Here is a 26217-nt window from a genome sequence, read left to right as displayed (position 1 = left end):
GGAGACAACCATGACCATGAATCGCCGCACCCTCAACACCGCGCTCGCCGCCGCAGCCCTGGGCAGCATGCTGCCCGTGTCCGCCCTCGCGCAGAAGAAACTCGTGCTCGGCTTCGCGCAGGTGGGCGCCGAAAGCGAATGGCGCACGGCCAACACCGAGTCGATCAAGTCCTCGGCCAAGGAGGCGGGCATCGAGCTCAAGTTCTCCGACGCGCAGCAGAAGCAGGAGAACCAGATCAAGGCCATCCGCTCGTACATCGCGCAGAAGGTCGACGTGATCGCGTTCTCGCCCGTGGTCGAGTCGGGCTGGGAAACCGTGCTGCGCGAAGCCAAGGCCGCGAAGATCCCGGTCGTGCTGACCGACCGCTCCGTGAACACCAAGGACGACTCGCTCTACGTGACCTTCATGGGCTCCGACTTCACCGAGGAAGGCCGCAAGGCCGGCCGCTGGCTGGTCGAGAAGATGAAGGACCAGAAGGGCGAGGTGAACATCGTCGAGCTGCAGGGCACCGTGGGCTCGGCCCCCGCCATCGACCGCAAGAAGGGCTTCGAGGAAATCATCAAGGCCGACCCGAAGTTCAAGATCACCCGTTCGCAGACCGGCGACTTCACGCGCGCCAAGGGCAAGGAGGTGATGGAAGCCTTCCTCAAGGCCGAGGGCAAGAAGATCAACGTGCTCTACGCGCACAACGACGACATGGCCATCGGCGCGATCCAGGCCATCGAAGAGGCCGGCATGAAGCCCGCGAAGGACATCACCATCATCTCCATCGACGGGGTGAAGGGCGCCTTCGAAGCCATGATCGCCGGCAAGCTCAACGTGTCGGTGGAATGCAGCCCCCTGCTCGGGCCGCAGCTCATGAGTGCGGTGAAGGACATCAAGGCCGGCAAGACGCTGCCCAAGCGCATCGTGACCGAAGAAGGCATCTTCCCCATGGAAGTCGCGGCCAAAGAGTTTCCCAACCGCAAGTACTGAGGACCGACCGACATGAAACGCAACTTCCTCAAGGCCTCGCTCGCGGGTCTCGCCTTCGCCGTCGTCGGCTTCACGCCGCTGGCCCACGCGCAGGACAAGGGCCTGATCGCCATCTCGATGCCCACCAAGTCGTCGGCGCGCTGGATCGCCGACGGCGCCAACATGGTCAAGTACTTCAAGGACAAGGGCTACAAGACCGACCTGCAGTACGCGGACGACGACATTCCGAACCAGCTCGCGCAGATCGAGAACATGGTGACGAAGGGCTCGAAGGTCTTGGTCATTGCCGCCATCGACGGCACCACGCTGTCCGACGTGCTGCAGAAGGCGGCTGACAAGGGCGTGAAGGTCATCGCCTACGACCGGCTCATCAAGGGCTCGAAGAACGTCGACTACTACGCCACCTTCGACAACTTCCAGGTCGGCGTGCTGCAGGCGCAATCCATCGAAACCGCACTGGGCCTGAAGAGCGGCAAGGGCCCGTTCAACATCGAGCTGTTCGGCGGCTCGCCCGACGACAACAACGCCTTCTTCTTCTACAACGGCGCGATGTCGGTGCTCGACCCGTACATCAAGAGCGGCAAGCTCGTGGTGCGCAGCAAGCAGATGGGCATGGACAAGGTCGGCACGCTGCGCTGGGACGGCGCGGTGGCGCAGGCGCGCATGGACAACCTGCTGTCGGCCTACTACACGAAGGACCGCGTGGATGCGGTGCTGTCGCCGTACGACGGCCTGTCGATCGGCATCCTGTCGTCGCTCAAGGGCGTGGGCTACGGCTCGGGCTCGCAGCCGATGCCGGTGGTGTCGGGGCAGGACGCGGAGATTCCGTCGGTCAAGTCGATCCTGCGCAAGGAGCAAAGCTCCACCGTGTTCAAGGACACGCGCGAGCTGGCCAAGGTGACGGTCGCGATGGTCGACGCCATGCTCTCGGGCAAGGCGCCCGAGGTGAACGACACCAAGACCTACAACAACGGCATCAAGGTCGTGCCCTCGTACCTGCTCAAGCCGGTGAGCGTGGACGGCGCCAACTGGAAGCAGGTGCTGGTGGACAGCGGCTACTACAAGGAAAGCCAGGTCAAGTGAGCCAGGCCGGCGAAGCGCGCACGATCCTCGCGATGCGCGGGATCACCAAGACGTTCCCGGGCGTGAAGGCCCTGAGCAACGTCAACCTCGCCGTGCGCGCGGGGGAGATCCACGCGGTGGTCGGCGAGAACGGCGCGGGCAAGTCGACGCTCATGAAGGTGCTGAGCGGCGTCTACCCGTGCGACTCGTACACCGGCGAGATCCATTTCGAGGGCGAGCTGCGCCGCTTCAAGGGCATCGCCGACAGCGAGAAGCTGGGCATCATCATCATCCACCAGGAGCTGGCGCTGGTGCCGCTGCTGTCGATTGCCGAGAACATCTTCCTGGGCAACGAGATCGCGAGCGGCGGCGTGATCGACTGGTTCGCCGCCTATGCGAAGACGCGCGAGCTGCTCGCCAAGGTGGGCCTGAAGGAACTGCCCACCACGCTGGTGACCGACCTCGGTGTCGGCAAGCAGCAGCTGGTGGAAATCGCCAAGGCGCTCGCCAAAGAGGTGAAGCTGCTGATCCTCGACGAGCCCACCGCGAGCCTGAACGAGAACGACAGCGATGCGCTGCTCGCGCTGCTGCTCGAACTGAAGCGCCAGGGCATCGCGTCGATCCTCATCTCGCACAAGCTCAACGAGATCGCCAAGGTGGCCGATTCCATCACCGTGCTGCGCGACGGCGCGACGGTGGAGACGATGGACTGCCGCAGCGCGCCGATCAGCGAAGACCGCATCATTCGCGGCATGGTGGGCCGCGACATGGAACACCGCTACCCGCAGCGCTCGCCGAAGATCGGCGAGACGGTGCTGGAGGTGCGCGACTGGCGCGTGCACCACGCGCTGCATGCCGACCGCGAACAGATCAAGGGCGTGAACCTGCAGGTGCGCCAGGGCGAGATCGTGGGCATCGCGGGCCTCATGGGCGCGGGGCGCACCGAGCTGGCGATGAGCGTGTTCGGCAAGTCGTACGGCCAGCGCATCAGCGGCTCGGTGCTCATGCACGGCAAGCCGGTGGACGTGAGCACGGTGCGCAAGGCCATCGACCACGGCATCGCCTACGTCACCGAAGACCGCAAGGGCCTGGGGCTGGTGCTGGAGGAAGGCATCCGCAAGAACATCAGCCTCGCGAACCTCGATGCGATCTCCGAACGCGCGGTGATCGACGACGGCCGCGAGTTCAAGGTGGCCAACGACTACAAGAAGGCATTGAACATCCGCTGTTCGGGCGTCGAGCAGCTGGTGGTCAACCTGTCGGGCGGCAACCAGCAGAAGGTGGTGCTGAGCAAGTGGCTCTTCACGAAGCCCGAGCTGCTGATATTGGACGAACCCACGCGCGGCATCGACGTGGGCGCCAAGTACGAGATCTACACCATCATCGACCAGCTTGCGAGCGAGGGCAAAGGCATTCTCATGATTTCTTCCGAACTGCCGGAGCTGCTCGGCATGTGCGACCGCATCTACGTGATGAACGAGGGCCGCTTCGTGGCCGAGTTCACGGCGGCCGAGGCGTCGCAGGAGCGCATCATGCATGCGATCGTGAGCGCAGGGAGTTCTGTTCATGTCGCCGCCTGAAGCCAACGCGGTGCAGGGCGCCGCTACCGTGGCACCGAAGCTCCATGTGGGCTTCCTGAAGAACAACCTGCGCGAATACGGCATGCTGATCTCGCTGGTCGCGATCATGGTGCTGTTCCAGGTGCTGACCGACGGCACGCTCTTGCGGCCGCTGAACCTCACCAACCTGCTGCTGCAGAACAGCTACGTCGTCATCATGGCGCTGGGCATGCTGCTGGTGATCGTGGCGGGGCACATCGACCTGTCGGTGGGTTCGGTCTGCGGCTTCATCGGCGCGCTCGCGGCGGTGCTGATGGTGGAGTACGAATGGCACTTCGTGCCGACGGCGCTCATCAGCATCGCGGCCGGTGCCGTCATCGGCGCCGCGCAGGGCTGGTTCGTCGCGTTCCGCAAGATCCCCTCGTTCATCGTCACGCTCGCGGGCATGCTGGTGTTCAAGGGGCTCACGCTGGCGCTGCTCGCGGGACAGTCGGTGGGGCCGTTTCCGGTCGAGTTCCAGCGCCTGAGTTCGGGCTTCATTCCCGATCCGCTCGGCGGCGACACCTTGCGCACCACCTCGCTGATCGTGGGCGCGCTGGCGGCCGCGGCGCTGGTGTTCTTCAAGCTGCGCGGGCGCGCCAAGCTCAAGGCGCATGGCATGGAACAGGAGCCCTACGCCTTCTTCCTCGTGAAGAACCTGTTCTTCGCGGCGATCATTCTGTTCTTCAGCTACCTGCTCTCGACCTACAAGGGCCTGCCCAACGTGCTGGTGGTGATGGCGGTGCTGATCGTGGTGTACGACTTCGTCACCAACCGCACGACCATCGGCCGGCGCATCTATGCGCTGGGCGGCAACGAGAAGGCGGCGCGTCTGTCGGGTGTGAAGACGCAGCGGCTCGCGTTCCTCACCTTCGTGAACATGGGCGCGCTGGCGGCGCTCGCGGGCCTCGTGTTCGCGGCGCGGCTCAACACGGCCACGCCCAAGGCGGGCCTGGGCTTCGAGCTCGACGTGATCGCGGCCTGCTTCATCGGCGGCGCCTCGGCCTCGGGCGGCGTGGGCCGGGTGATGGGGGCGGTGATCGGCGCCTTCATCATGGGCGTGATGAACAACGGCATGTCGATCCTGGGTATCGGCATCGACTACCAGCAGGTCATCAAGGGGCTGGTGCTGCTCGCGGCGGTGTTCATCGACGTCTACAACAAGAACAAGTGAACGCATGACCGACAGCGGCGTCACCCCCGTGCTGGAGTTGCGGGGCATCCACAAGCAGTTCGCCGGCATCCCGGTGCTCAACGGCGTGCAGCTCAAGCTCTACCCGGGCGAGATCCATGCGCTCATGGGGCAGAACGGCGCGGGAAAGTCGACGCTCATCAAGGTGCTCACGGGCGTGCTGCCTTCGAGCGGCGGCGAGATGTTCCTGGGCGGCGAGGCCATCCGTCCGGGCTCGCCGCTGGAGGCGCAGAAGCTGGGCATCAGCACGGTCTACCAGGAGGTGAACCTGTGCCCGAACCTCTCGGTGGCGGAGAACGTGTTCGCGGGGCGCTATCCGCGCTGCGGCGCGATGCAGGGTTTTCGCATCGACTGGGCTGCGGTGAACCGCCGGGCTTCGGAGCTGTTGGCGCGCATCGGGCTGGACATCGACGTGACGCGGCTGCTGTCGAGCTATTCGGTCGCGGTGCAGCAGATGGTGGCGATCGCGCGCGCGCTCGGCGTGTCGTCGAAAGTGCTGATCCTCGACGAGCCGACCTCGAGCCTCGATGACGACGAAGTCGAGAAGCTGTTCGAGGTGCTGCGTCGGCTGCGCGGCGAGGGCCTTGCCATCGTCTTCGTGACGCACTTCCTGAACCAGATGTACGCGGTGTCCGACCGCATCACCGTGCTGCGCAACGGCAACTGGGTGGGCGAGTGGAAGGCGGCAGACCTCGGCCCGCAAGCGTTGATCGCGGCGATGCTGGGTCGCGAGTTGGCTGCGCAGTCGGCACGACCTGCCGCGCTGCCCGCGTTCGATGAAGCAGCGCCCGCGCTGCTGCAATCCGAAGGACTGGGGCAGGCCGGGCAGTTGCAGGCGACCGACCTGCGCGTGCGTGCCGGCGAGGTCGTCGGCATCGCCGGCCTGCTCGGCGCGGGCCGCACCGAACTCGCGCGCCTGCTGTTCGGCCTCGAATCGCCCGACCGTGGCGTGCTGAAGATCGACGGCCGCTCCGTCAGCTTTTCGAATCCGGCCGATGCAATCCGCGAAGGCCTTGCGCTGTGCCCCGAAGAGCGCAAGACCGATGGCATCGTGGCCGAGCTGTCGGTGCGCGAGAACATCGCGCTGGCGCTGCAGGCCCGGCTGGGCACGCGGAAGTTTCTCTCCCACGCCGAGCAGACCGCAATGGCCGAGCGCTTCGTCGCCTCGCTGGGCATCAAGACGGCCAGTGTCGAAACGCCCATCGGCCTGCTCTCGGGCGGCAACCAGCAGAAAGCCATGATCGCGCGCTGGCTCGCGACCGAGCCGCGCCTCTTGATCCTGGACGAACCCACGCGCGGCATCGACGTCGCTGCCAAGCAGGAGATCATGGAAGAGATCCTGCGGCTCGCGCGCGCCGGCATGGCGGTGATCTTCATCTCGTCGGAGATGAGCGAGGTGGTGCGTGTGGCGCACCGCATCGTGGTGCTGCGCGACCGGCAGAAGGTGGGCGAGCTGCCGGGCGGCTCGACCGAGGACGAGGTCTACGAAATGATTGCCGCCGCATGAACCGCTTCTCGTCTCTCATGAGCCATCGGCTCGCCTGGCCCGTCATCACGCTGCTGTTGCTGCTCGCGATCAACACCGCGTTCAACGCGAGCTTCCTGCACCTCGAATGGCGCGAGGGTCATCTCTACGGCAGCCTCATCGATATCGTGAACCGCGCGGCGCCGCTCGTGCTGGTCTCGCTCGGCATGACGCTGGTGATCGCCACGCGCGGCATCGACATCTCGGTGGGCGCGGTGGTGGCCATCGCGGCGGCGGTCGCGGCCTGGATGATCGGCGGCTCGGTGTCCAGCGACGTGAGTCGCTTCCCGATGCCGCTCGCGATCCTCGCGGCGCTCGCCGTCGCGCTGCTGTGCGGGCTGTGGAACGGGTTGCTGGTCGCCAAGGTCGGCATGCAGCCGATCATCGCCACGCTGATCCTCATGGTGGCGGGGCGCGGCATCGCGCAGCTCATCGCGGACGGGCAGATCATCACGATCTACTACAAGCCCTTCTTCTTCCTCGGCAGCGGCTACCTGCTGGGGCTGCCGTTCTCGCTGTTCATCGTGGCGGCGGTGTTCGCGCTGCTGTACCTGGCGATCACGCGCACGGCGCTCGGGCTGTTCATCCAGGCGGTGGGCATCAACCCGACGGCCGCGCGCGTGGCGGGCATCCAGGCGCGGCGGCTGGTCGTCGGTGCGTATGCGTTCTGCGGCGTGTGTGCGGGCGTGGCGGGCCTGCTGATCAGCTCGAACGTGAAGAGCGCGGACGGCAACAACGCCGGCCAGCTGCTGGAGCTGGACGCGATCCTCGCGGTCACGCTCGGCGGCACGGCGCTCACGGGCGGGCGCTTCAGCCTTGTGGGCAGCGTGATCGGCGCGCTCATCATCCAGACGCTGACCTACGCGATCTACTCGCTGGGCGTGCCGCCGGAGATCAACCTCGTGGTGAAGGCGGTGGTGGTGTTCGTGGTGATGCTGATGCAGTCGCCGGAGTTCCGGGCGGAGGTCCGCACGCTGGTGCAGCGGCCGGTGCATGACGGGGGCAGGGCATGAGCGCGGTGATCGAGGCGGCGCCTTCCGCTCCACCCGCTCCCGCGCGCGGGAGCAAGGCAAGGCTCAATCCGAAGTACCTGCCGCTCACCGCGACCATCTCGCTGTTCGTGCTGATGGCGACGCTGGGCTCGGTGTTCTACGACGGCTTCTTCTCGGCGCAGGTGTTCCTCAACCTGCTGATCGACAACGCGTTCCTCATCGTCGTCGCGGTCGGCATGACCTTCGTGATCCTCTCGGGCGGCATCGACCTCTCGGTGGGCTCGGTGATCGCGCTCACGACGATGGTGTCGGCCTCGCTGGTCGAGAAGCACGGGTGGAGCCCGGCCATCGTGATTCCGCTGGTGCTCGCGATGGGCACGGCCTTCGGCGCGTTCATGGGCCTGCTCATCGAGCGCTTCCGGCTGCAGCCCTTCATCGTCACGCTGGCGGGCATGTTCCTCGCGCGCGGGCTCTGCTATCTCATCAGCATCGATTCGATCAGCATTACCAACGACTTCTACTCCGAGGTCTCGCAGATCCGCATTCCCATCTGGGGCGAGGCCTCGGTCTCGGTCAGCGCGGTGATTGCCATCGCCGTGCTGCTGGCCGCGATCTTCATCGCGCACTGCACGCCGTTCGGTCGCGCGGTGTATGCCATCGGCGGCAGCGAGCATTCGGCGATGCTGATGGGCCTGCCGGTGCGCCGCACGCTCGTGGGCGTGTACACGCTCTCGGGTTTCTGCTCGGCGCTGGCCGGCGTGATCTTCACCTTCTACATGCTCTCGGGCTACGGCCTGCATGCGCTCGGGCTGGAGCTCGATGCCATCGCGGCGGTGGTGATCGGCGGCACGCTGCTCACGGGCGGCGTGGGCTACGTGGCGGGCACGCTCTTCGGCGTGCTGATGCTCGGGATCATCCAGACGCTGATTTCCTTCGACGGCACGCTGAGCTCGTGGTGGACGCGCATCGTGGTCGGCGCGCTGCTCTTCGTGTTCTGCCTGCTCCAACGTTTCTTCACCTCGCGCGCCCCGCGCCGCTGACCACTTCCCCATGACAAAGAAACTGCGCTCGACCGAATGGTTCGGCTCCGCCGACAAGAACGGCTTCATGTACCGCAGCTGGATGAAGAACCAGGGCATCCCGGACCACGAGTTCGATGGCCGGCCCATCGTCGGCATCTGCAACACCTGGTCGGAACTCACGCCCTGCAACGCGCACTTCCGCAAGATCGCCGAGCACGTCAAGCGCGGCATCTCGGAGGCGGGCGGCTTCCCGGTCGAGTTCCCGGTGTTCTCGAACGGCGAATCGAACCTGCGGCCCACCGCGATGCTCACGCGCAACCTCGCGAGCATGGACGTCGAAGAAGCCATTCGCGGCAACCCGGTCGATGCGGTGGTGCTGCTCACGGGCTGCGACAAGACCACGCCGGCGCTGCTGATGGGCGCGGCCAGCTGCGACATCCCGGCCATCGTGGTCACGGGCGGGCCGATGCTCAACGGCAAGCTCGACGGCAAGGACATCGGCTCGGGCACGGCCGTGTGGCAGCTGCACGAATCGCTGAAGGCGGGGGAGATCAACCTGCACCAGTTCCTCTCGGCCGAAGGCGGCATGTCGCGCTCGGCGGGCACCTGCAACACGATGGGCACGGCCTCCACCATGGCCTGCATGGCCGAGGCGCTGGGCACCTCGCTGCCGCACAACGCGGCGATTCCGGCGGTCGATGCGCGGCGCTACGTGCTGGCGCAGATGTCGGGTGCGCGCGCGGTGCAGATGGCCAAGGACGGGCTCACGCTGTCGAAGATCCTCACGCGCGAGGCCTTCGAGAATGCGATCCGCGTGAACGCGGCCATCGGCGGATCGACCAATGCGGTGATCCACCTGAAGGCGATCGCGGGGCGCATCGGCGTCGAGCTCGAACTGGAAGACTGGACGCGCATCGGCAGCCACACGCCGACCATCGTGGACCTCATGCCCTCGGGGCGCTTCCTCATGGAAGAGTTCTACTACGCGGGCGGCCTGCCCGCCGTGCTGCGCCGCCTCGGCGAGCACGGGCTGCTGCCGCACCCCGGCGCGCTCACCGTCAATGGCCAGTCGCTCTGGGACAACGTGCGCGAGGCGCCGAGCCTCAACGACGAGGTGATCCGCCCGCTCGACAACCCGTTGATCGCCGACGGCGGCATCCGCATCCTGCGCGGCAACCTGTCGCCGCGCGGCGCGGTGCTCAAGCCCTCAGCCGCCACGCCCGAGTTGCTCAAGCACCGCGGCCGCGCCGTGGTGTTCGAGAACCTGGAGCACTACAAGGCACGCATCGTCGATGAAGACCTCGACATCGACGCGAGCTGCGTGATGGTGCTGAAGAACTGCGGCCCCAAGGGCTACCCCGGCATGGCCGAGGTCGGCAACATGGGCCTGCCGCCGAAGCTGCTGCGCCAGGGCGTGAAGGACATGGTGCGCATCTCCGACGCGCGCATGAGCGGCACGGCGTATGGCACGGTGGTGCTGCACGTCGCGCCCGAAGCGGCCGACGGCGGGCCGCTCGCGGCGGTGCGCGATGGCGACTGGATCGAGCTCGATTGCGATGCGGGGCGCCTGCACCTGGACATCAGCGACGAGGAGCTGGCGTCGCGCCTGGCCTCGTTGTCCGCGTCCGATGCGCAGCCCATGAGCACGCGCGGCGGCGGCTACCAGAAGCTCTACGTCAACCACGTGCTGCAGGCCGATGAAGGCTGCGACTTCGATTTCCTGGTCGGCTGCAGAGGCTCGGCCGTTCCCCGCCACTCCCACTGATCACACGTCATGACCCCCCGATACCGCGGCATCTTCCCGGTGGTGCCGACCACCTTCACCGAACAGGGCGCGCTCGATCTCGAAAGCCAGAAGCGCTGCGTCGATTTCATGATCGACGCGGGCTCCGACGGGCTGTGCATCCTGGCGAATTTCTCCGAGCAGTTCGTGCTGTCCGACGAGGAGCGCGAGGTGCTCACGCGCACCATCCTCGAGCATGTGAAGGGCCGCGTGCCGGTGATCGTGACCACCACGCACTACAGCACCCAGGTCTGCGCCGCGCGCAGCCGCCGCGCGCAGGACATGGGGGCGGCGATGCTGATGGTGATGCCGCCGTACCACGGCGCGACCTTCCGCGTGCCCGAGCCGCAGATTTACGAGTTCTACGCGCGGCTCTCGGATGCGGTGACGATTCCGATCATGATCCAGGACGCGCCCGCGAGCGGCACGGTGCTGTCGGCGCCGTTTCTCGCGCGCATGGCGAAAGAGATCGAGCAGGTTGCGTATTTCAAGATCGAGACCGCCGGCGCCGCGTCGAAGCTGCGCGAGCTGATCCGTCTGGGTGGCGATGCCATCGAAGGGCCGTGGGACGGTGAAGAAGCGATCACGCTGATGTCGGACCTCGATGCCGGCGCGACCGGTGCGATGACCGGCGGCGGTTATCCCGACGGCATCCGCCCGATCATCGAGGCGCACCGTTCAGGCGACCGTGACCAGGCCTTCGCGCTGTACCAGCGGTGGTTGCCGCTCATCAACTGCGAGAACCGCCAGGCGGGCCTGCTGGCCTGCAAGGCGCTGATGAAGGAAGGCGGCGTGATCGCCTGCGAAGCGCCGCGGCATCCGCTGCCCGCGCTGCATCCCGAGACGCGCGCGGGCCTCATCGAGACCGCGCGGCGGCTCGATCCGTTGGTGTTGCGCTGGGGGAAATGAAACAGGCGGGCCCGGGTACGCCAGGTACCGGACCGCCATGGGACGGGCTCAGGAAGCGGCGCTGTTGCCCGCTTCGAGCTCGGTGACTTGCAGCGAGAGATCGAACAGCTTGGACTTGCTGGCGTAGTAGCGGTCCAGGCGCCACTCCTTCAGGATGTCCATCGCAAGCTGGAAGCTCTTGTAGTCGAGGCTGTAGAGCGTGATCAACTCGAAGCTGCGTTCGGCTTCGAGCGCCAGCACGAGTTGGGCAAGGATCTTGGCCGATTCGTTGGCCGGGTCCGTTTCAATGAATCGGCGAGCGACCTTGATGGCATTCATGGGAAAGTGTTCCTCGGTTGGCAGGGACCGGGAACTATAGCTAGCACATGCCTGTATTTTGTGACGATTTGATGACAAACGAGGGCACCGCCCGCGAACGTGTCGTCGGTGTTATCACCGAGGCGCATTCCGGGCGATGCGCATCGGGTCACTGCACCGGCACGGGGCGCGGCATGGGCATCGGCATCGGTTCCGCAGGCATCGGGGCCGGCATCGGCGCGGCCATCGGCGGCGGCAGCGTGGCGGCCGGTATGTTCACCACGCGGGTCGAGACCGATTCGCGGATCACCCCGCCACCCATCACGCTGCCATCGACATTGCTGCGGATGTTGCCCGCGCTGCCCAGCACGCGGGCTTCGCAGTCGGCACGTTCGGCCGGCGGCTGCAGGCCGCAGCGGGCCACGGCGTTGGCGCGGTAGTCGGGCGCGGAGGTGAGGCCGCCGCGTGCCGCGGCCTGGCGCGCGGCGCCGGCTTCGCGGATGCAGGCGGCACGGTCCTGCTGGTTGTGGCCGCAGACCGCAACCTCCTGCTGGTAGGTGCTGCCGCCGCCGTCGCCACGGGCGGCCGTGGCGATGGTGGTGGTGGCCAGCCCGCTGAGTGCGAGCAGGGCAAAGATCATCGAACGCGCATTGTTTGGCATGGTGTGCTCCTTGTTGGCGTATCGGGGTGAAGGCCGGTCTCGCTCGATCAGCGCACCGGCTGCACGGGCTGCGGCGGCAGCGGGGTGACGGTTTCGCGGATCACGCCGCCGCCCATCACGCTGCCTTCGGTGGAGGTGCGCGCGCCGCCGCGTATGCGCGCTTCGCAATCGGCACGGTCGGCCACGGGTTGTTCGCGGCAGCGTGCGAGCGCGTTGGCGTCTTCGCGTTCCGCACCGGGGGTGGTCAGGCCGTGGCGACCGGCTTCCTGGCGCGCGGCGCCGGCTTCGCGCAGGCAGGCCGCGCGGTCCTGTTGCACGCCGTCACAGGTGGCGCGTTCCTTTTGCATCCGCGCGTCGCTGCCGGGCGCCTGGGCCGAGGCCAGCGGCGCACAGGCCATGAAGAAGCCGCCGAACGCCACGAGGGCGGCGGTCGACACGGTGGAACGGAGGGAATGGGTCGTCATCGGGGCTCCTGGAAAGGCGCGCCGTGCGAGCGGACAAGAGGAAGACAAAAGCACGCAGGGCGCGACCGGTCCCCAGTGTGGGCCGGGCGCCCGGGCCGGGCTGTGGGACAAGCCGCACGCCATGGAGCGGGCCGGACGCGCCCCTGCGTGTGGGACACGTCCGTCAGCGCAAGGAGGGCGGGCCTCCTGCGCTGCGGGGCGGGCGGATCAGCCCTGCGCGATGCGCTGCGCGAGGTGGGCCAGCGCCTCTTCGACCTGGTCGACGAGGATCAGCGACAGGTCGCCCGGCTGCAGCCGCGCCAGCGCGGCGTCGATGGCGACGAACTCGCCGCGGATCTCGTCGATCTGGCGCGTGCGCGAGGCACCCTGCAGGCCCTGGCGCAGCAGCGCCATGACTTCGCCGTCGGCCCGGCCGCGCTGCGCCGCGTCCTGGTACAGGATCACGTCGTCGAAGGCCTGGCCGAGGATCGCGGTCTGGTCGCGGATGTCGGAGTCGCGCCGGTCGCCCGCGCCGCTGATGACCACCGAGCGCTTGTTGGCGGGCATGGTGTCCACGGCCGACACCAGCGCCTTCATGGCGTCGGTGTTGTGGCCGTAGTCGGCGATCACGGTGGCGCCGCGGTAGTCCATGACGTTGAAGCGCCCGGGCACACCGGCCGCGTCGTTCATGAAGCTCGACAGGCCGCTGCGGATGGTGTCCCAATCGAGGCCCACGGCCCACGCGGCGGCCACCGAGGCCATCACGTTGTCGACCTGGAAGCCGATGGTGCCGCCGCGCGTGATCGGCACGTCGCGCAGCGCGATGCGTTCGCGCCACGAGCCTTCGGCGGCCACCAGCGTGTCCTGGTCGACGTACACGGTGCGCTTGCCCTGCGCGCGGTGCGTGGCCATCACCGGGTGCATGCGGTCGGCGGTGAAGAAGATCACGTTGCCGGGGCAGCCGGCCGCCATGGCGGCGACGTTCACGTCGGCCGCGTTGAGCACCGCGTAGCCGTCGGCGGCCACGTTGCGCACGATCACGCGCTTGAGCACCGCCAGGTCTTCCACCGTGGTGATGTAGTTCAGGCCCAGGTGGTCGCCGCTGCCGATGTTGGTGACCACGGCCACTTCGCAGCGGTCGAAGCCCAGGCCTTCGCGCAGCACGCCGCCGCGGGCCACTTCGAACACGGCCGCGTCGACGTCGGGGTGCATCAGCACGTTGCGCGCGCTCTTGGGGCCGCTGCAGTCGCCGCTGTCGGTCTGGCGGCCGTTGACGTACACGCCGTCGGTGTTCGTCATGCCGGTGCGCAGGCCGCTGGAGGCAATGATGTGGTTGATCAGGCGCGCGGTGGTGGTCTTGCCGTTGGTGCCGGTGACGGCCACCACGGGAATGCGGCCGTCGTCGCCGGGGGCGAAGAGCGTGTCCATCACCGCCTCGCCGACTGCGCGGCCGCGGCCGAACGAGGGCGAGATGTGCATGCGCAGGCCGGGCGCGGCGTTCACTTCGACCACGCCGCCGTGCTGTTCTTCGAGCGGGCGCAGCACGTTCTCGCAGACCATGTCGACGCCGCAGATGTGCAGGCCGACCATCTGCGCCGCATCGACCGCGCGCGCGGCCACTTCGGGGTGCACGGTGTCGGTGACGTCGGTGGCGGTGCCGCCGGTCGAGAGGTTGGCGTTGTTGCGCAGCACCACGCGCTGGCCCAGCTCGGGCACGCTCTCGGGCGTGAGGCCCTGCGACTCGAGCCGGCCGATGGCGATGTCGTCCAGGCGGATCTTGGTGAGCGAGGTGGCGTGGCCTTCGCCGCGGCGCGGGTCGAGGTTCACGGTGTCGACCAGCTGGCGCACGGTGGAGCTGCCGTCGCCAATCACCTGCGGCGGGTCGCGGCGCGCGGCGGCCACGAGGCGGTCGCCGACCACCAGCAGGCGGAAGTCGAAGCCGGGCAGGAATTTCTCGACCATCACCTCGCCGTACACGGCGGCCGAGTCGTAGGCCGAATTCAGCTGCTCGCGCGTGGTGATGTTCACCGTCACGCCCTTGCCCTGGTTGCCGTCCTGCGGCTTGACCACGACCGGCAGGCCGATTTCTTCCGCGGCGGCCCAGCCGTCGTCGGCGCTGCTCACGGGGCGACCCAGCGGCACCGGCACGCCGGCGGCGTTGAGCAGCTGCTTGGTGAGTTCCTTGTCCTGCGCGATCGATTCGGCCACGCCGCTGGTGCTGTCGATTTCGGCGGCCTGGATGCGGCGCTGCTTGGAGCCCCAGCCGAACTGCACCAGGCTGCCGCTGGTGAGGCGGCGGTACGGAATGCCGCGCGCCACGGCGGCGTCGACGATGGAGCCGGTGCTCGGGCCCAGGCGCTCCGATTCGTCGAGGTCGCGCAGCTCGGTGATGGCGGCGTCGGCGTCGAAGGCGGTGTCGGCCAGCGCGGCCTGGATCAGCTCTTCGGCCAGCGCGAGGGCGCGGCGGCCCACGTCTTCCTCGGTGTACTGCACGGTGACCTGGTACACGCCTTCTTCGGTCGTGGGCGCGGTGTTGCCGAAGTTGACGGCGCAGCCGGCCTGGGCCTGCAGCGCCACGGCGGCGTTCTCGAGCACGTGGGCCAGCGCCAGCGGCTGGCCGAGCACCATCGGGTGCAGCTCGCCGATGGTCGGGAAGCGGGCGCGCAGGCGGGCTTCGAACCCGTCGAGCTTGCCGACGGCGTTCTCGTCGCCTTCGCAGGCCACGACGGCCTCGATGGTGGTGTGGCGGCTCCAGAGATTGGGGCCGCGCAGGGCGCGGATGCGGGTGACTTTCATGGGGCTACGGCACGGGGCGCGCGGTTGCGGTGATCTTGCGGTGTGACCAGGGCGCCGGCCCCGCGGGTGGCGGGGCGGCGCATCGTGTCATGCCAGTTGTAGTTGGGGCGAAAGGGGCGAGGCCTGCGACAGCTGCAGCGAGGCCAGGGCCGCCTGCAGGTCGGCTTCGAAGGCCTCGACGCCGGCGCCGATCAGGTTGAGCGGAATGCCCATGGCCCAGGCGGCGGCCACGGCGGCCAGCAGGCTTTCGAGGCTCACGCCGACGTGGGTCGCGCGCCAGATGGTCAGTCGGCCCAGGCCGGGCAGGAACGATTCGCTCGTGCCGTTGGCCAGCACCACGCGGTCCTGGCGCACCAGCACGGCCTTGCCGCCTTCGGCCTGGTGCGCGGCGAGCGCGGCGGCCTGCGGGTCGGCCGCATACAGGATGACGGCGCCATCGCACAACGGCGCCAGCGCGGCGATGCGCGGCTCGTCGGCATTGAGCACGGCCGTGCCTTCGCCCAGCACCACGTCGACCTGGGTGCGCAGCACCTTGACCATCTGGTCGCTCTCGGTGATGTCGTAGTCGGCCAGGGCTTCACAGCCTTCGAGGTCGGTCACGATGCCGACTTCGCAGCGGTCGTAGGCCAGGCCGTCGCGCAGGATGGTCTCGGCGCCGTTCTCGATCACCACGGCCTCGACGGCGCGGTTCACGAGCAGGCGGTGGCCGGCGTCCCAGTTGGCGCTGTCGCGTGCATCGACGCGGCGGCGTTCCAGGAACAGGCCGTCGCGGCAGGCCAGGCCGGTGTGGCGCCCGCCGAGGTTGATGAGCCAGGCCACCAGCCGCGCGAGCACGGCGGTGTCGCGCGAGCCGGCCACACCCACCACGGGGATGCGGCCGGGCGCGTCGTTCGGGAACAGGTGGTCGCAGATGGCGCGGCCCACGGGGCGCGGCGAGCCGATGGCCGGCTTCAGGTGCATCAGCAGGCCGGGGCCGGCGTTGACTTCGACGATCGCGCCGCCCTGCGGGCCCAGCGGCTTGGAAATGTCTTGCGCGACCATGTCGATGCCCGCGATGTCCAGGCCGACCACGCGGGCGGCGAGCACGGCGGCGTGCGCCACCTCGGGGTGCACGAGGTCGGTGCAGTCGTAGGCCATGTTGCCGTTGCGCTGGATCGTGACCACGCGGCCGGCGGCGGGCACCGAGTTGCCGTCCAGTTCCTGGCGCTTGAGCTCCAGCTGCAGCTTGGCATCGGTGGCCAGCACGATCACGTCGAGCGGGAATTCTTCTTCGGCGCCGCGGCGCGGGTCGCTGTTGAGCTGCTTGTCGATCAGCCCGGCCACGGTGTTGGTGCCGTCGCCGGTCACGGTGATGATCTCACCGCGCGCGGCCGCCACCACCTCGCCGCCCACCACCAGCAGGCGGTGTTCGTGGCCGCGGATGAAGCGCTCGACCATCACGTCGCTGCCCTCGGGCTCGGCGACCGCGAAGGCGGCCATGACTTCCTCGCGCGTGGTCAGTTCGAGCGACACGCCGCGGCCATGGTTGGCGTCCGACGGCTTCACGACCACCGGCAGGCCGATGTCCTCGGCGGCTTCCCAGGCTTCTTCGGGCGACTCGACCACCTGGCCGTGCGGCACGGGCACGCCGCAGCTGGCGAGCAGCGACTTGGTCAGTTCCTTGTCGCTGGCGATCGATTCGCCGATGGCGCTGGTGTAGTCGGTTTCCGCGGTCCAGATGCGCTGCTGGTTGGCGCCGTAGCCCAGCTGCACCAGGTTGCCGCTGTTCAGGCGCATGTGCGGAATGCCGCGGTCGGTGGCGGCGGACACGATGGCCGCGGTGCTCGGGCCGAGGTAGCAGTCTTCGACCTTGGCCTTGACGGCCTCGACGGCGGTCTGCACGTCGGCGGCGGTGAACGGGTCGTTGTTGATGGCCGCCATCAGCAGGCGGTGGCCTTCGGTGAGTGCCACGCGGGCGACCTGCTCGTCACGCGCGCGGAACACCATGCGGTACACGCCGTGCTCCGAGGTGCTGCGGGTTTGCCCGAAGCCGGTCGGCATGCCGGCCAGGTTCAGCAGTTCGATCACGACGTGCTCCAGCACGTGGCCCGACCAGGTGCCTTCGGTGAGGCGCTGGATGAACCCGCCGCGCTCGCCCACGCCGCAGTGGTGCTCGATGAGCGCCGGCAGCAGGGTGGTCAGCCGGTCGGTGAAACCGTCGATCTTGTTGGAGGGGAAGTCTTCCAGTTGGCCCAGGTCGAGCCAGACTTCGAGCACCGGACGGTAGGTCCAGAGGTTGGGACCGCGCAAATAGTTGATGCGCAGCAATTGGATGTCGTCGAAACGGGTCATGCAAACGTTCGATGTGCTTTGGCCGAGCACCACGGCGCCTTCAAGCGCACCCATGGCGATCGGTCAGAATCGGCGCCCGACCAAGGACGCCATGACGCGGTCCCAGCGGCCCGCGACGGGCAAGAGTCAAATAAACACAATGCAACATCACGATCCAGTCGGCGCCCAGGCGGGCGAAACGGAGGCGGTCTCAGGCGTGCTGAAAAGCCGACTCGCAGGCGCTGAAAACGTTTCGGTAACACTTGCGGTTGACCTCGACGACCAACTTCGCTTCGCCACGGGCCTCGTCGCCCTGACCGACCAGCGGCTCATCGCCCTGGAACCCGGCGGCGAATGGCGTGAGTGGCCACTCACCGATCAGGCCTTGGAAATGCGTCTTTCTGACCATGCCGGCGTCGGAACCCTCGACCTCATCGGCCCCGCCGGACAGCTCGCCCGCTGGCGCTACACCCTGGCCGGCCAGCCGGCGGCGCTGAAGCTGCTCAAGCTGTTCGGCCAGCGCGCCGCGCCCGTTGTCGCGAAGGCGACAGAAGAGGTGCCCGAACTTCTCGACGTCGACGGCACCGACACCGAGCTCCAGACCCCGCCCTCGACCTGGGTGCTGTTGCGCCTGGGCCGCTTCGCCGGGCCGTACCGCAAGCAGCTGATCCTCGGGTTTGTCCTGACCCTGATTTCCACCGCCGCCACGCTGGTGCCGCCGTACCTGACCATCCCGCTGATGGACGACATCCTGATCCCGTTCCAGAACGGGCAGAAGATCGATTCCGGCCGGGTCGGCCTCTACCTGGGCGGCCTGCTGATCGCGGCGCTGGTCGGCTGGGGGCTGGGCTGGGCGCGCACCTACCTGCTGGCGCTGGTGTCCGAGCGCATCGGCGCCGACCTGCGCACGACCACCTACGAGCACCTGCTGACCCTGCCGCTGGACTACTTCGGCGGCAAGCGCACCGGCGACCTCATGGCGCGCATCGGCTCGGAAACCGACCGCATCAACGTCTTCTTGTCGCTGCACGCGCTCGATTTCGCCAACGACGTGCTGATGATCGTCATGACGGCGGCCATCCTCATCTCGATCAACCCGCTGCTGGCCGTGGTCACGCTGGTGCCGCTGCCCTTCATCGCCTGGATGATCCACGTCGTGCGCGACCGCCTGCGCACCGGCTTCGAGAAGATCGACCGCGTCTGGTCCGAAGTGACCAACGTGCTGGCCGACACCATCCCCGGCATCCGCGTGGTGAAGGCCTTCGCGCAGGAGCGCCGCGAAGCCGAGCGCTTCCGCGTCGCCAACGCCTACAACCTGCAGGTCAACGACAAGCTCAACCGCACCTGGTCGCTGTTCACGCCGACCGTGTCGCTGCTGACCGAAATCGGCCTGCTCGTGGTCTGGGCCTTCGGCATCTGGCAGGTGGCGCGCGGCAGCATCACGGTGGGTGTGCTCACCGCCTTCATCGCCTACATCGGCCGCTTCTACACGCGGCTCGACTCGATGAGCCGCATCGTCTCGGTCACGCAGAAGGCCGCCGCCGGCGCCAAGCGCATCTTCGACATCCTCGACCACGTGAGCAACGTGCCCGAGCCGGCCAACCCGGTGAAGGTGGAGCGCGTGCAGGGCCGCATCGAGATGAGCGGCCTCGGTTTTCGCTACGGCTCGCGCGCCGTGATCCACGACCTCGATCTGACCATCGAGCCCGGCGAGATGATCGGCCTCGTGGGCCACAGCGGCTCGGGCAAGAGCACGCTGGTCAACCTGATCTGCCGCTTCTACGACGTGACCGATGGCGCCATCAAGGTCGACGGCACCGACATCCGCCGCTTCGCCGTGGCCGACTACCGCCGCCACGTGGGGCTGGTGCTGCAGGAGCCGTTCCTGTTCTTCGGCACCATCGCGCAGAACATCGCCTACGGCAAGCCCGACGCCACGCGCGAAGAGGTGGTGGCGGCGGCCCGCGCGGCCCACGCGCACGACTTCATCCTGCGCCTGCCGCACGGCTACGACTCGCTGGTGGGCGAGCGCGGCCAGGGCCTGTCGGGCGGCGAGCGCCAGCGCATCAGCATTGCGCGCGCGCTGCTCATCGACCCGCGCATCCTGATCCTCGACGAGGCCACCTCGGCCGTCGACACCGAGACCGAAAAGGAAATCCAGAAGGCGCTCGACAACCTCGTGCAGGGCCGCACCACCATCGCCATCGCCCACCGCCTGTCCACGCTGCGCAAGGCCGACCGCCTCGTGGTCATGGACCGCGGCGAGGTGGTCGAGGTCGGGCCGCACGACGCGCTCATGGCCAAGCAGGGCGCCTACTGGCGCCTGTACCAGGCGCAGCTGCGCCAGGGCGACGAAGACGATGTGAGCGAGGGCGCCGCCGACGAGCGCGCCAACGCCCAGGCGCCGCTGGCCGTGAGCCACGCCGCCCATCCGGCAGGGGACGTGTGATGAGCAGCACCAATACCAACATCAGCTTCGAACTCGCACGCGACACCTTCGGGCGCCTCGTGCTGACCGACGCGCAGGGCGAGCACCACGTGGGCGTGACGCCCGTGCGCGCCTTTCCGCTGAGCGCGCCCAACGAGGGCGTGTCGCTCGTCGGCAGCGAAGGCCGCGAACTCGTGTGGGTCGACCGCGTCGACCAGCTGCCCGCGCCCACCCAGGCGCTGCTGACCGAAGAACTCGCCGTGCGCGACTTCGCGCCCACCTTGCTGAAGCTGCACGGCGTGTCCAGCTTCGGCGTGCCCAGCACCTGGACCGTGAGCACCGACCGCGGCGACACCAGCTTCGTGCTCAAGGCCGAGGAGGACATCCGCCGGCTCGAAGGCGGCGCGCTGCTCATCGCGAGCGCGCACGGCGTGCAGTTCCGCATTCCCGACGCGAAGGCGCTGGATCGCGCGTCGCGCAAGCTGCTGGAGCGCTTTCTCTAGAAGCAGCGCAGAACAGGGCGGCCCGCAGCATCGATCGGCTGCGAAAATCGTGCATTTGCACTACAACGGCCCCGCCGTTGACGGACATGCCCCTGCACACCACCGCCCTCGTTCTCTTCTCCGGCGGCCAGGACTCGGCCACCTGCCTGGCCGAGGCCCTGTCCAAGTACCAGCGGGTCGAAACCCTGGGCTTCGATTACGGCCAGCGCCACCGCGTCGAGCTCGACGTGCGCGGCACCGTGCTCGCGAAGATCCGCGAGCGCTTCCCCGAATGGGCGCCGCGCCTGGGCGAAGACCACGTGCTCACGCTGGCCGCGCTGGCGCAGCTCGGCGGCTCCTCGCTCACCGAAGAAGTCGCCTTCGCCATGCAGGCCGACGGCCTGCCCAACACCTTCGTGCCCGGGCGCAACCTGCTGTTCCTCACGCTCGCGGGCGCGCTGGCCTACCGGCGCGGGCTGCAGGTGATCGTCACCGGCGTGTGCGAAACCGACTTCTCGGGCTACCCCGACTGCCGCGACGACACCATGAAGGCCATGCAGCTGGCGCTGTCGCTCGGCCTGGAGCGCCGCCTCGTGATCGAGACGCCGCTCATGTGGATCGACAAGGCCGAGACCTGGGCGCTGGCCCACCGGCTGGGCGGCCAGCCGCTGGTCGACCTGATCGTGGAAGAAACCCACACCTGCTACCTCGGCGACCGCGAACACCGCCAGGCCTGGGGCTACGGCTGCGGCGAATGCCCGGCCTGCGATCTGCGCAAGAAGGGCTGGGAGCGTTACGTCGCTGCGGCCTGAGCCGCTGTAGAGGTATCGAGCCGGTAGCGCGCGCCGCCGGCTGCGCTTTCGTCCTGTGGCACCAGCGTCCACCGCTGGCCATGGAAATCGCCCACCGCCGGCCGGTGCGCAATCGACACCATCGCACCGCCGCCCGCGCGCACCGTGTCGGCCAGCCGCCGGTAGAGCACGGCTTCGGCCGGTGCATCGAGCGCGCTGGTCACTTCATCGGCGAAGAGCCACGCCGGCTTCTTCAGCAGCACCCGCGCGATGGCCAGCCGCTGCTGCTCGCCGCCCGAGAGCTTCTGGCTCCAGGCGTCGCTGTCGTCGAGCCGGTTCACCAGGTCGGGCAGCAGCGCATCGGCCAGGGCCTGGCGCAGCTGGTCGTCGCTGAAGCCGGCGGCCGGGTGCGGGTAGGTCAGCGCCTCGCGCAGCTTGCCGTCGGGCAGGTAGGGGCGCTGCGGCATGAAGACCGCGTCGGCCGGGGCTTGCACCTTGCCGCGCGCAAACGGCCAGATGCCCGCGAAAGCGCGGAACAGCGTCGACTTTCCGCTGCCCGAGGGTCCTTGCAGCAGCACACTGTCGCCGGGACGCACCGCCAGCGCGGCACCGGCCAGCAGCTGCGTGCCGTTGGGCAGCGCGAGCGTGAGGTCGCTGGTGCCCAGCGCGGCGGCGCCTTCTTCGCGCTGCAAGGCGTCTTCGCGCGTGGCGTGGGCGCGCATCGCGTCGTCGAAGCTGATCAGGCGGTCGGTGGTGGCGCGCCAGACGGCCACCTTGTCGTAGTTTTCGACGAACCAGCTCAGCGATTCCTGCACCTTGTCGAAGGCCGAGGAAATCTGCATGAGGGCACCCAGCTGAATGGCGCCGCTGAAGAAGCGCGGCGCTGACACGAGGAACGGGAAGATCAGCGAGGCCTGACCGAACATCGCGGTGAAGGTGACCAGGTTCTTCCGTTTCTTGATCAGCTGCAGGTAGTTGCGCAGCACCGCGCCGAAGCGCGTGTCGAGCTGGCCACGCTCCACTGTTTCGCCGTGGTCGAGTGCGATCGCTTCGCTGTACTCGCGCACGCGCACCAGGTGGTGGCGGAAGTCGGCCTCGAAGCGCTGCTGGCGGAAGTTCAGGCCGATCAGCGGCCGGCCGATGAAATGCGTGATGACCGTGCCGACCACGCAGTAGACCAGCGCCAGCCACACCATCGAGCCGGCGACCTGGTAGGTGCTGCCGCCCAGCGACAGGTCGAAGGTGCCCGACAGGCCCCACAGGATGCCGATGAAGCTCAGCAGCGTGACCACCGCGTTCAGCAAATCCATCGACAGCACCATCGTGGCATTGGTGAACATCTGCATGTCCTCCTGGATGCGCTGGTCGGGGTTGTCGGGCGTGACGCCGTCGGCCTGGGCGTAGCGCGCCAGCTCCAGGTGATAAAAGGTGCGGTCGGCCATCCAGCGGCCGAGGTAGTGGCGGGTCATCCAGGAGCGCCAGCGCAGCTGCAGCAGCTGCGTCAGGTAGAACTTCGCCACCTGGATCGCGATGTTGAAGAAGGCCAGCCAGGCGAACACGCGGATCTCGCGCCAGAAGACCACCGCGTCCTTGTTCTGCAGCCCGTCATAGAAGCGCCCGTACCACTGGTTGAAGAGCACCAGCGCGTACACATACGCCAGGTTCAGCGCCACGATGCCCGCGAACATGAGACGCGCCCGCCATTTTTCTTCGTCCGAACTGAAGTAGGGCGCCGCGAGCCGCAGCACGCGGCGCAGGACCTGGACGAACGCGCCGGCACGCGCCGCGATGGTGGGAGATGGAGCAGATGACATGCGGATTTCCTCGCAGGCGCAGGGGCGCCGGACCTCGTGAGGAAACCATCGTAGACAAATGTTTCTTAAACGGGGCTGAAAGTCGGCCCGCCGTCCCTTCGCCCCGCCAGCCCTCAGCGCAGCATCACGCGCGCCGCCGTCGCCAGGAAATGCGCCAGCGGCGGCGTTCGCAGCCCCTCGGCCTTGGCCGCTTCGTCCCACAGCCGCAGCCGCACCGCGTCGCCCGACCACGGCAGGCCCGCAAAGCGCTGCGCCGCCTCGTCGTCCATCACGCCGCCCTGCAGCGCCAGGCTGCGCACCGAATCGGGCGAGAGCATCGACACGTAGCCCGGGCGCGTCGCGCACAGGTAGCGCTTGGCGTCCACATGCAGGCGGATCGGCTCGCGCACCGCCACGTCGAAGGCGCCGCGCAGCAGCGGCAGCGCGATGTACTGGTGGCGGTCGTCAATGCCCAGTTCGGTGGGCGAGAGCGACAGCGTCTGGTGCTCGGCGATCAGCAGGTGCCCCAGGTCGTGCAGCAATGCGGCCGTCACGAGCGTGTCGCCGGCGCCGGCCTGTTCGGCCAGCCAGGCGCATTGCAACGCGTGTTCGAGCTGCGACACCGGCTCGCCCGCGTACGCCAGCGCGCCACGTTCGGCGAACAGGCGAGCGATCTCGGCGAGGTCGAGTGTCATGGGATTGCAAAAGAACGGGTGCGACAGCCTGTACAGGCTCGCGTCGCTCGATGACAGCCGTGTGACGAAAGTGCAAACGCCGCGGCGCGGGTACGGCCGTGTGACAAACCTTTGTCACATAGCGCTGCGAGCATCGCTGCGTTCACGGCCCCGGCCGTGTTTTCTTTTTGCGTACACCGCCTGTTCTTACACCGAGGGATCTCCCATGCTGCGTCGTCATCTCCGTTGGGCCGTCTTGCCCGCTGCCCTGTTCTCGCTGGCCTTCGCCGCCTCGGCCCAGGGCCGCACCGAGCTGCTGGTCTACACCGCGCTCGAGGCCGACCAGGTGCAGGCCTACAAGGCCGCCTTCGAAAAGGAGAACCCCAACATCGAGCTGAAGTTCGTGCGCGACTCCACCGGCATCGTCACCGCCAAGCTGCTGGCCGAAAAGGCCAACCCGCAGGCCGACGTGGTGTGGGGCCTGGCCGCCACCTCGCTGATGCTGCTGGACAAGGAAGGCATGCTCCAGCCCTACGCCCCCAAGGGCCTGGACGCCATCAAGCCCACCATGCGCGACACCGCCAACCCGCCCAAGTGGGTCGGCATGGACGTGTGGTCGTCGGCCATCTGCTTCAACACCGCCGAAGCCACGAAGAAGAACCTGCCCAAGCCCACCAGCTGGGCCGACCTGACCAACCCGGTCTACAAGGGCCAGATCACCATGCCCAACCCGGCCGCCTCGGGCACCGGCTACCTCATGGTGTCGGGCTGGATCCAGATGATGGGCGAGGACAAGGCCTGGAAGTACATGGACGCGCTGCACCAGAACATCGGCGTGTACAGCCTGTCGGGCAGCAAGCCCTGCCGCCAGGCCGGCGCCGGCGAGTTCGCGCTCGGCATGTCGTTCGAATACCGCGCCAACAAGACCAAGCGCGACGGCGCCCCCATCGACATCGTGCTGCCCAAGGAAGGCCTGGGCTGGGACATGGAAGCCACCGGCATCATGAAGACCAGCAAGAAGCAGGACGCCGCCAAGGCCCTGGCCGACTGGGCCGTGACGAAGCAGGCCAACGAGCTGTACGCGAAGAACTTCGCCGTGCTCGCGCTGCCGGGCATCCAGGAAAAGCTCGAGTTCGTGCCGGGCGACGTCGAGAAGCTGCTCGCCAAGAACGACTTCAACTGGGCTGCCGCGAACCGCGACCGCATCCTGACGGAATGGTCGAAGCGCTACGACGCCAAGGCCGAGAAAAAGCCAATGTGACCTGGGTTTCGGGTAGCCGCACATGACCAGCTTTCTTTCTCTTCGCGGCATCGGCAAGTCCTTTGGCGCCACGCGCGTGCTCGACGGCATCGACCTGGACATCGAGCCCGGCGAGTTCGTCTGCCTGCTCGGTCCTTCGGGCTGCGGCAAGACCACGCTGCTGCGCATCGTGTGCGGCATCGAGCGCGCCGACAGCGGGCAGATCCTGCTCGGCGGCCAGGACATCGCGGGCCTGCCGCCCGCGGCGCGCGGCTTCGGCGTGGTGTTCCAGTCGTATGCGCTGTTCCCCAACCTGACGGCCGCGCAGAACATCGCCTACGGCCTGCACCCCACGGGTGCCTTGGCGCGCGAGATGGCCAAGCGCTCGCGCGAGATGCTCGACCTCGTCGGCCTCACCGCGCATGCCGACAAGTACCCCGTGCAGCTCTCGGGCGGCCAGCAGCAGCGCATCGCGCTGGCGCGCGCTTTGGCGCCCAACCCGCGCCTGCTGCTGCTCGACGAGCCGCTCTCCGCGCTCGACGCGCAGGTGCGCGCCACGCTGCGCAGCGAAATCCGCGCGCTGCAAAAGCGCCTGGGCATCGTCACCATCATGGTCACGCACGACCAGGAAGAAGCCCTCTCGATGGCCGACCGCGTGGTGCTGATGCACAACGGCCGCATCGAGCAGGCCGGAACGCCCGACGAGCTGTACCGCAAGCCGCGCACCCGCTTCGTGGCGGGCTTCGTGGGCCGCATGAACATGCTGCCCGCCACCGTGCTGGCCGACGGCAAGGTGCGCGTGCGCGACAGCGAACTGTTCTGCGCGCCCGGCAGTCTCAGCGTCGGCTCGCAGGCCACCGTGGGCATCCGCCCCGAGCATGTGGTGGTGAAGCGCTTCGGTTCCGAGCTCGGCACCAACAGCTTCGCCGCACGCCTGCTCGACACCGAGTTCTTCGGCAACCGCACCTCGGCCCGCCTGGCCTGCGAGCCGCTGGGCATCGAGATCGAGGCCGAGCTGCCCGCCGATGCGCGCAGCGGCGGCGAAGAGCCGCTGGTGCCCAGCAGCATGGTGCACATCCAGCTTCCCTTGAACGCGCTGTCGGTTCTGGCGCAATGAAATGACGTCGCGTGTGCGGGGTTCTCGTCGCGTGGTGCGCAGTCCTTCGGGGCGCGCTCCCGCCGACGGGGTACCTTGCTCCGCGAATGTCCCCCGCCCTTCGGGCTCCTCCTTGATTTCGCTGCG

21 protein-coding genes are annotated in these 26217 nt (G+C 68.1%); 14 read left to right on the top strand and 7 right to left on the bottom strand.

Going from position 1 to position 26217, the window contains the following annotated elements; all coding sequences use genetic code 11:
• The first annotated feature begins 10 nt into the window (after window positions 1-10).
• From AC07Y4_RS15975 to AC07Y4_RS15935, 9 genes are read left to right on the top strand one after another with little or no spacing between them, the layout of a single operon-like run.
• Window positions 11-976: an ABC transporter substrate-binding protein gene (locus AC07Y4_RS15975; protein WP_062480580.1), complete on the top strand. Its 966-nt coding sequence runs from the start codon at window positions 11-13 to the stop codon at window positions 974-976.
• Between the two features lie 12 nt (window positions 977-988).
• Window positions 989-2059, top strand: a complete 1071-nt coding sequence (gene chvE / locus AC07Y4_RS15970; RefSeq protein WP_487848033.1) for a multiple monosaccharide ABC transporter substrate-binding protein — start codon at window positions 989-991, stop codon at window positions 2057-2059.
• Between the two features lie 32 nt (window positions 2060-2091).
• Window positions 2092-3618 carry a multiple monosaccharide ABC transporter ATP-binding protein gene (gene mmsA / locus AC07Y4_RS15965; RefSeq protein WP_487848138.1) on the top strand — a complete coding sequence of 509 codons (1527 nt, stop codon included), beginning with the start codon at window positions 2092-2094 and terminating at the stop codon, window positions 3616-3618.
• Window positions 3605-4810 (top strand): multiple monosaccharide ABC transporter permease, encoded by a 1206-nt coding sequence (gene mmsB / locus AC07Y4_RS15960; RefSeq protein WP_487848032.1) that lies wholly within the window; start codon window positions 3605-3607, stop codon window positions 4808-4810. The genes mmsA and mmsB overlap by 14 nt, the downstream gene beginning before the upstream one ends.
• 4 nt (window positions 4811-4814) lie before the next feature.
• Window positions 4815-6335, top strand: a complete 1521-nt coding sequence (locus tag AC07Y4_RS15955; RefSeq protein WP_487848031.1) for a sugar ABC transporter ATP-binding protein — start codon at window positions 4815-4817, stop codon at window positions 6333-6335.
• A complete protein-coding gene (locus tag AC07Y4_RS15950; protein ID WP_487848030.1) occupies window positions 6332-7366 on the top strand; it encodes an ABC transporter permease in 1035 nt (344 codons plus the stop codon). Before AC07Y4_RS15955 ends, AC07Y4_RS15950 begins: the two co-directional genes overlap by 4 nt.
• Window positions 7363-8385, top strand: a complete 1023-nt coding sequence (yjfF, locus tag AC07Y4_RS15945; RefSeq protein ID WP_487848029.1) for a galactofuranose ABC transporter, permease protein YjfF — start codon at window positions 7363-7365, stop codon at window positions 8383-8385. Before AC07Y4_RS15950 ends, yjfF begins: the two co-directional genes overlap by 4 nt.
• 10 nt (window positions 8386-8395) lie before the next feature.
• Entirely contained in the window at window positions 8396-10132 is a 1737-nt protein-coding gene (locus tag AC07Y4_RS15940; RefSeq protein ID WP_487848028.1) for an IlvD/Edd family dehydratase, read from the top strand.
• Window positions 10133-10141: 9 nt separating this feature from the next.
• Entirely contained in the window at window positions 10142-11059 is a 918-nt protein-coding gene (locus tag AC07Y4_RS15935; RefSeq protein WP_487848027.1) for a dihydrodipicolinate synthase family protein, read from the top strand.
• Window positions 11060-11107: 48 nt separating this feature from the next.
• Here the strand turns inward: AC07Y4_RS15935 and AC07Y4_RS15930 are convergent, their stop codons facing one another.
• The 5 genes from AC07Y4_RS15930 to AC07Y4_RS15910 all read right to left on the bottom strand — a co-directional run bounded on the left by AC07Y4_RS15930 (window position 11108) and on the right by AC07Y4_RS15910 (window position 17587).
• Window positions 11108-11377 (bottom strand): hypothetical protein, encoded by a 270-nt coding sequence (locus AC07Y4_RS15930; RefSeq protein WP_062480564.1) that lies wholly within the window; start codon window positions 11375-11377, stop codon window positions 11108-11110.
• 148 nt (window positions 11378-11525) lie between these two features.
• Window positions 11526-12017 carry a hypothetical protein gene (locus tag AC07Y4_RS15925; protein WP_070060037.1) on the bottom strand — a complete coding sequence of 164 codons (492 nt, stop codon included), beginning with the start codon at window positions 12015-12017 and terminating at the stop codon, window positions 11526-11528.
• Window positions 12018-12064: 47 nt separating this feature from the next.
• Complete coding sequence (locus AC07Y4_RS15920; protein ID WP_062481303.1) at window positions 12065-12481, bottom strand: hypothetical protein; 417 nt, start codon at window positions 12479-12481, stop codon at window positions 12065-12067.
• Window positions 12482-12688: 207 nt separating this feature from the next.
• A complete protein-coding gene (gene cphA / locus AC07Y4_RS15915; RefSeq protein WP_487848026.1) occupies window positions 12689-15256 on the bottom strand; it encodes a cyanophycin synthetase in 2568 nt (855 codons plus the stop codon).
• Window positions 15257-15343: 87 nt separating this feature from the next.
• A complete protein-coding gene (locus AC07Y4_RS15910) occupies window positions 15344-17587 on the bottom strand; it encodes a cyanophycin synthetase (RefSeq protein WP_235944232.1) in 2244 nt (747 codons plus the stop codon).
• A gap of 139 nt (window positions 17588-17726) precedes the next feature.
• Between AC07Y4_RS15910 and AC07Y4_RS15905 the strand changes: the two genes are divergently transcribed.
• The 3 genes from AC07Y4_RS15905 (at window position 17727) to queC (ending at window position 21288) form a co-directional block, all read left to right on the top strand.
• Window positions 17727-20015: a cyanophycin metabolism-associated ABC transporter gene (locus tag AC07Y4_RS15905; RefSeq protein ID WP_487848025.1), complete on the top strand. Its 2289-nt coding sequence runs from the start codon at window positions 17727-17729 to the stop codon at window positions 20013-20015.
• Window positions 20015-20497, top strand: coding sequence for a cyanophycin metabolism-associated DUF1854 family protein (locus AC07Y4_RS15900; RefSeq protein WP_095743688.1), 483 nt, complete (start codon window positions 20015-20017; stop codon window positions 20495-20497). The genes AC07Y4_RS15905 and AC07Y4_RS15900 overlap by 1 nt, the downstream gene beginning before the upstream one ends.
• An 86-nt stretch (window positions 20498-20583) precedes the next feature.
• Complete coding sequence (gene queC, locus AC07Y4_RS15895; RefSeq protein WP_062481313.1) at window positions 20584-21288, top strand: 7-cyano-7-deazaguanine synthase QueC; 705 nt, start codon at window positions 20584-20586, stop codon at window positions 21286-21288.
• On the opposite strand, the gene AC07Y4_RS15890 is transcribed toward queC, so the two are convergent.
• Window positions 21270-23081, bottom strand: a complete 1812-nt coding sequence (locus AC07Y4_RS15890; RefSeq protein WP_487848024.1) for an ABC transporter ATP-binding protein/permease — start codon at window positions 23079-23081, stop codon at window positions 21270-21272. The genes queC and AC07Y4_RS15890 overlap by 19 nt on opposite strands.
• Before the next feature lie 113 nt (window positions 23082-23194).
• Entirely contained in the window at window positions 23195-23755 is a 561-nt protein-coding gene (locus AC07Y4_RS15885) for a phosphonate degradation HD-domain oxygenase (RefSeq protein ID WP_095948257.1), read from the bottom strand.
• A gap of 205 nt (window positions 23756-23960) precedes the next feature.
• Between AC07Y4_RS15885 and AC07Y4_RS15880 the strand changes: the two genes are divergently transcribed.
• Both AC07Y4_RS15880 and AC07Y4_RS15875 read left to right on the top strand, forming a co-directional pair.
• Window positions 23961-24995, top strand: a complete 1035-nt coding sequence (locus AC07Y4_RS15880; protein WP_487848023.1) for a putative 2-aminoethylphosphonate ABC transporter substrate-binding protein — start codon at window positions 23961-23963, stop codon at window positions 24993-24995.
• Window positions 24996-25017: 22 nt separating this feature from the next.
• Window positions 25018-26091 carry an ABC transporter ATP-binding protein gene (locus AC07Y4_RS15875; protein ID WP_070060031.1) on the top strand — a complete coding sequence of 358 codons (1074 nt, stop codon included), beginning with the start codon at window positions 25018-25020 and terminating at the stop codon, window positions 26089-26091.
• Window positions 26092-26217 lie beyond the last annotated feature (126 nt).

The organism is Variovorax sp. GW460-12-1-14-LB1, assembly GCF_059423605.1.
Note: the sequence above shows the minus strand (reverse complement) of the source record. Positions and strands in the feature narration are given on the sequence as shown.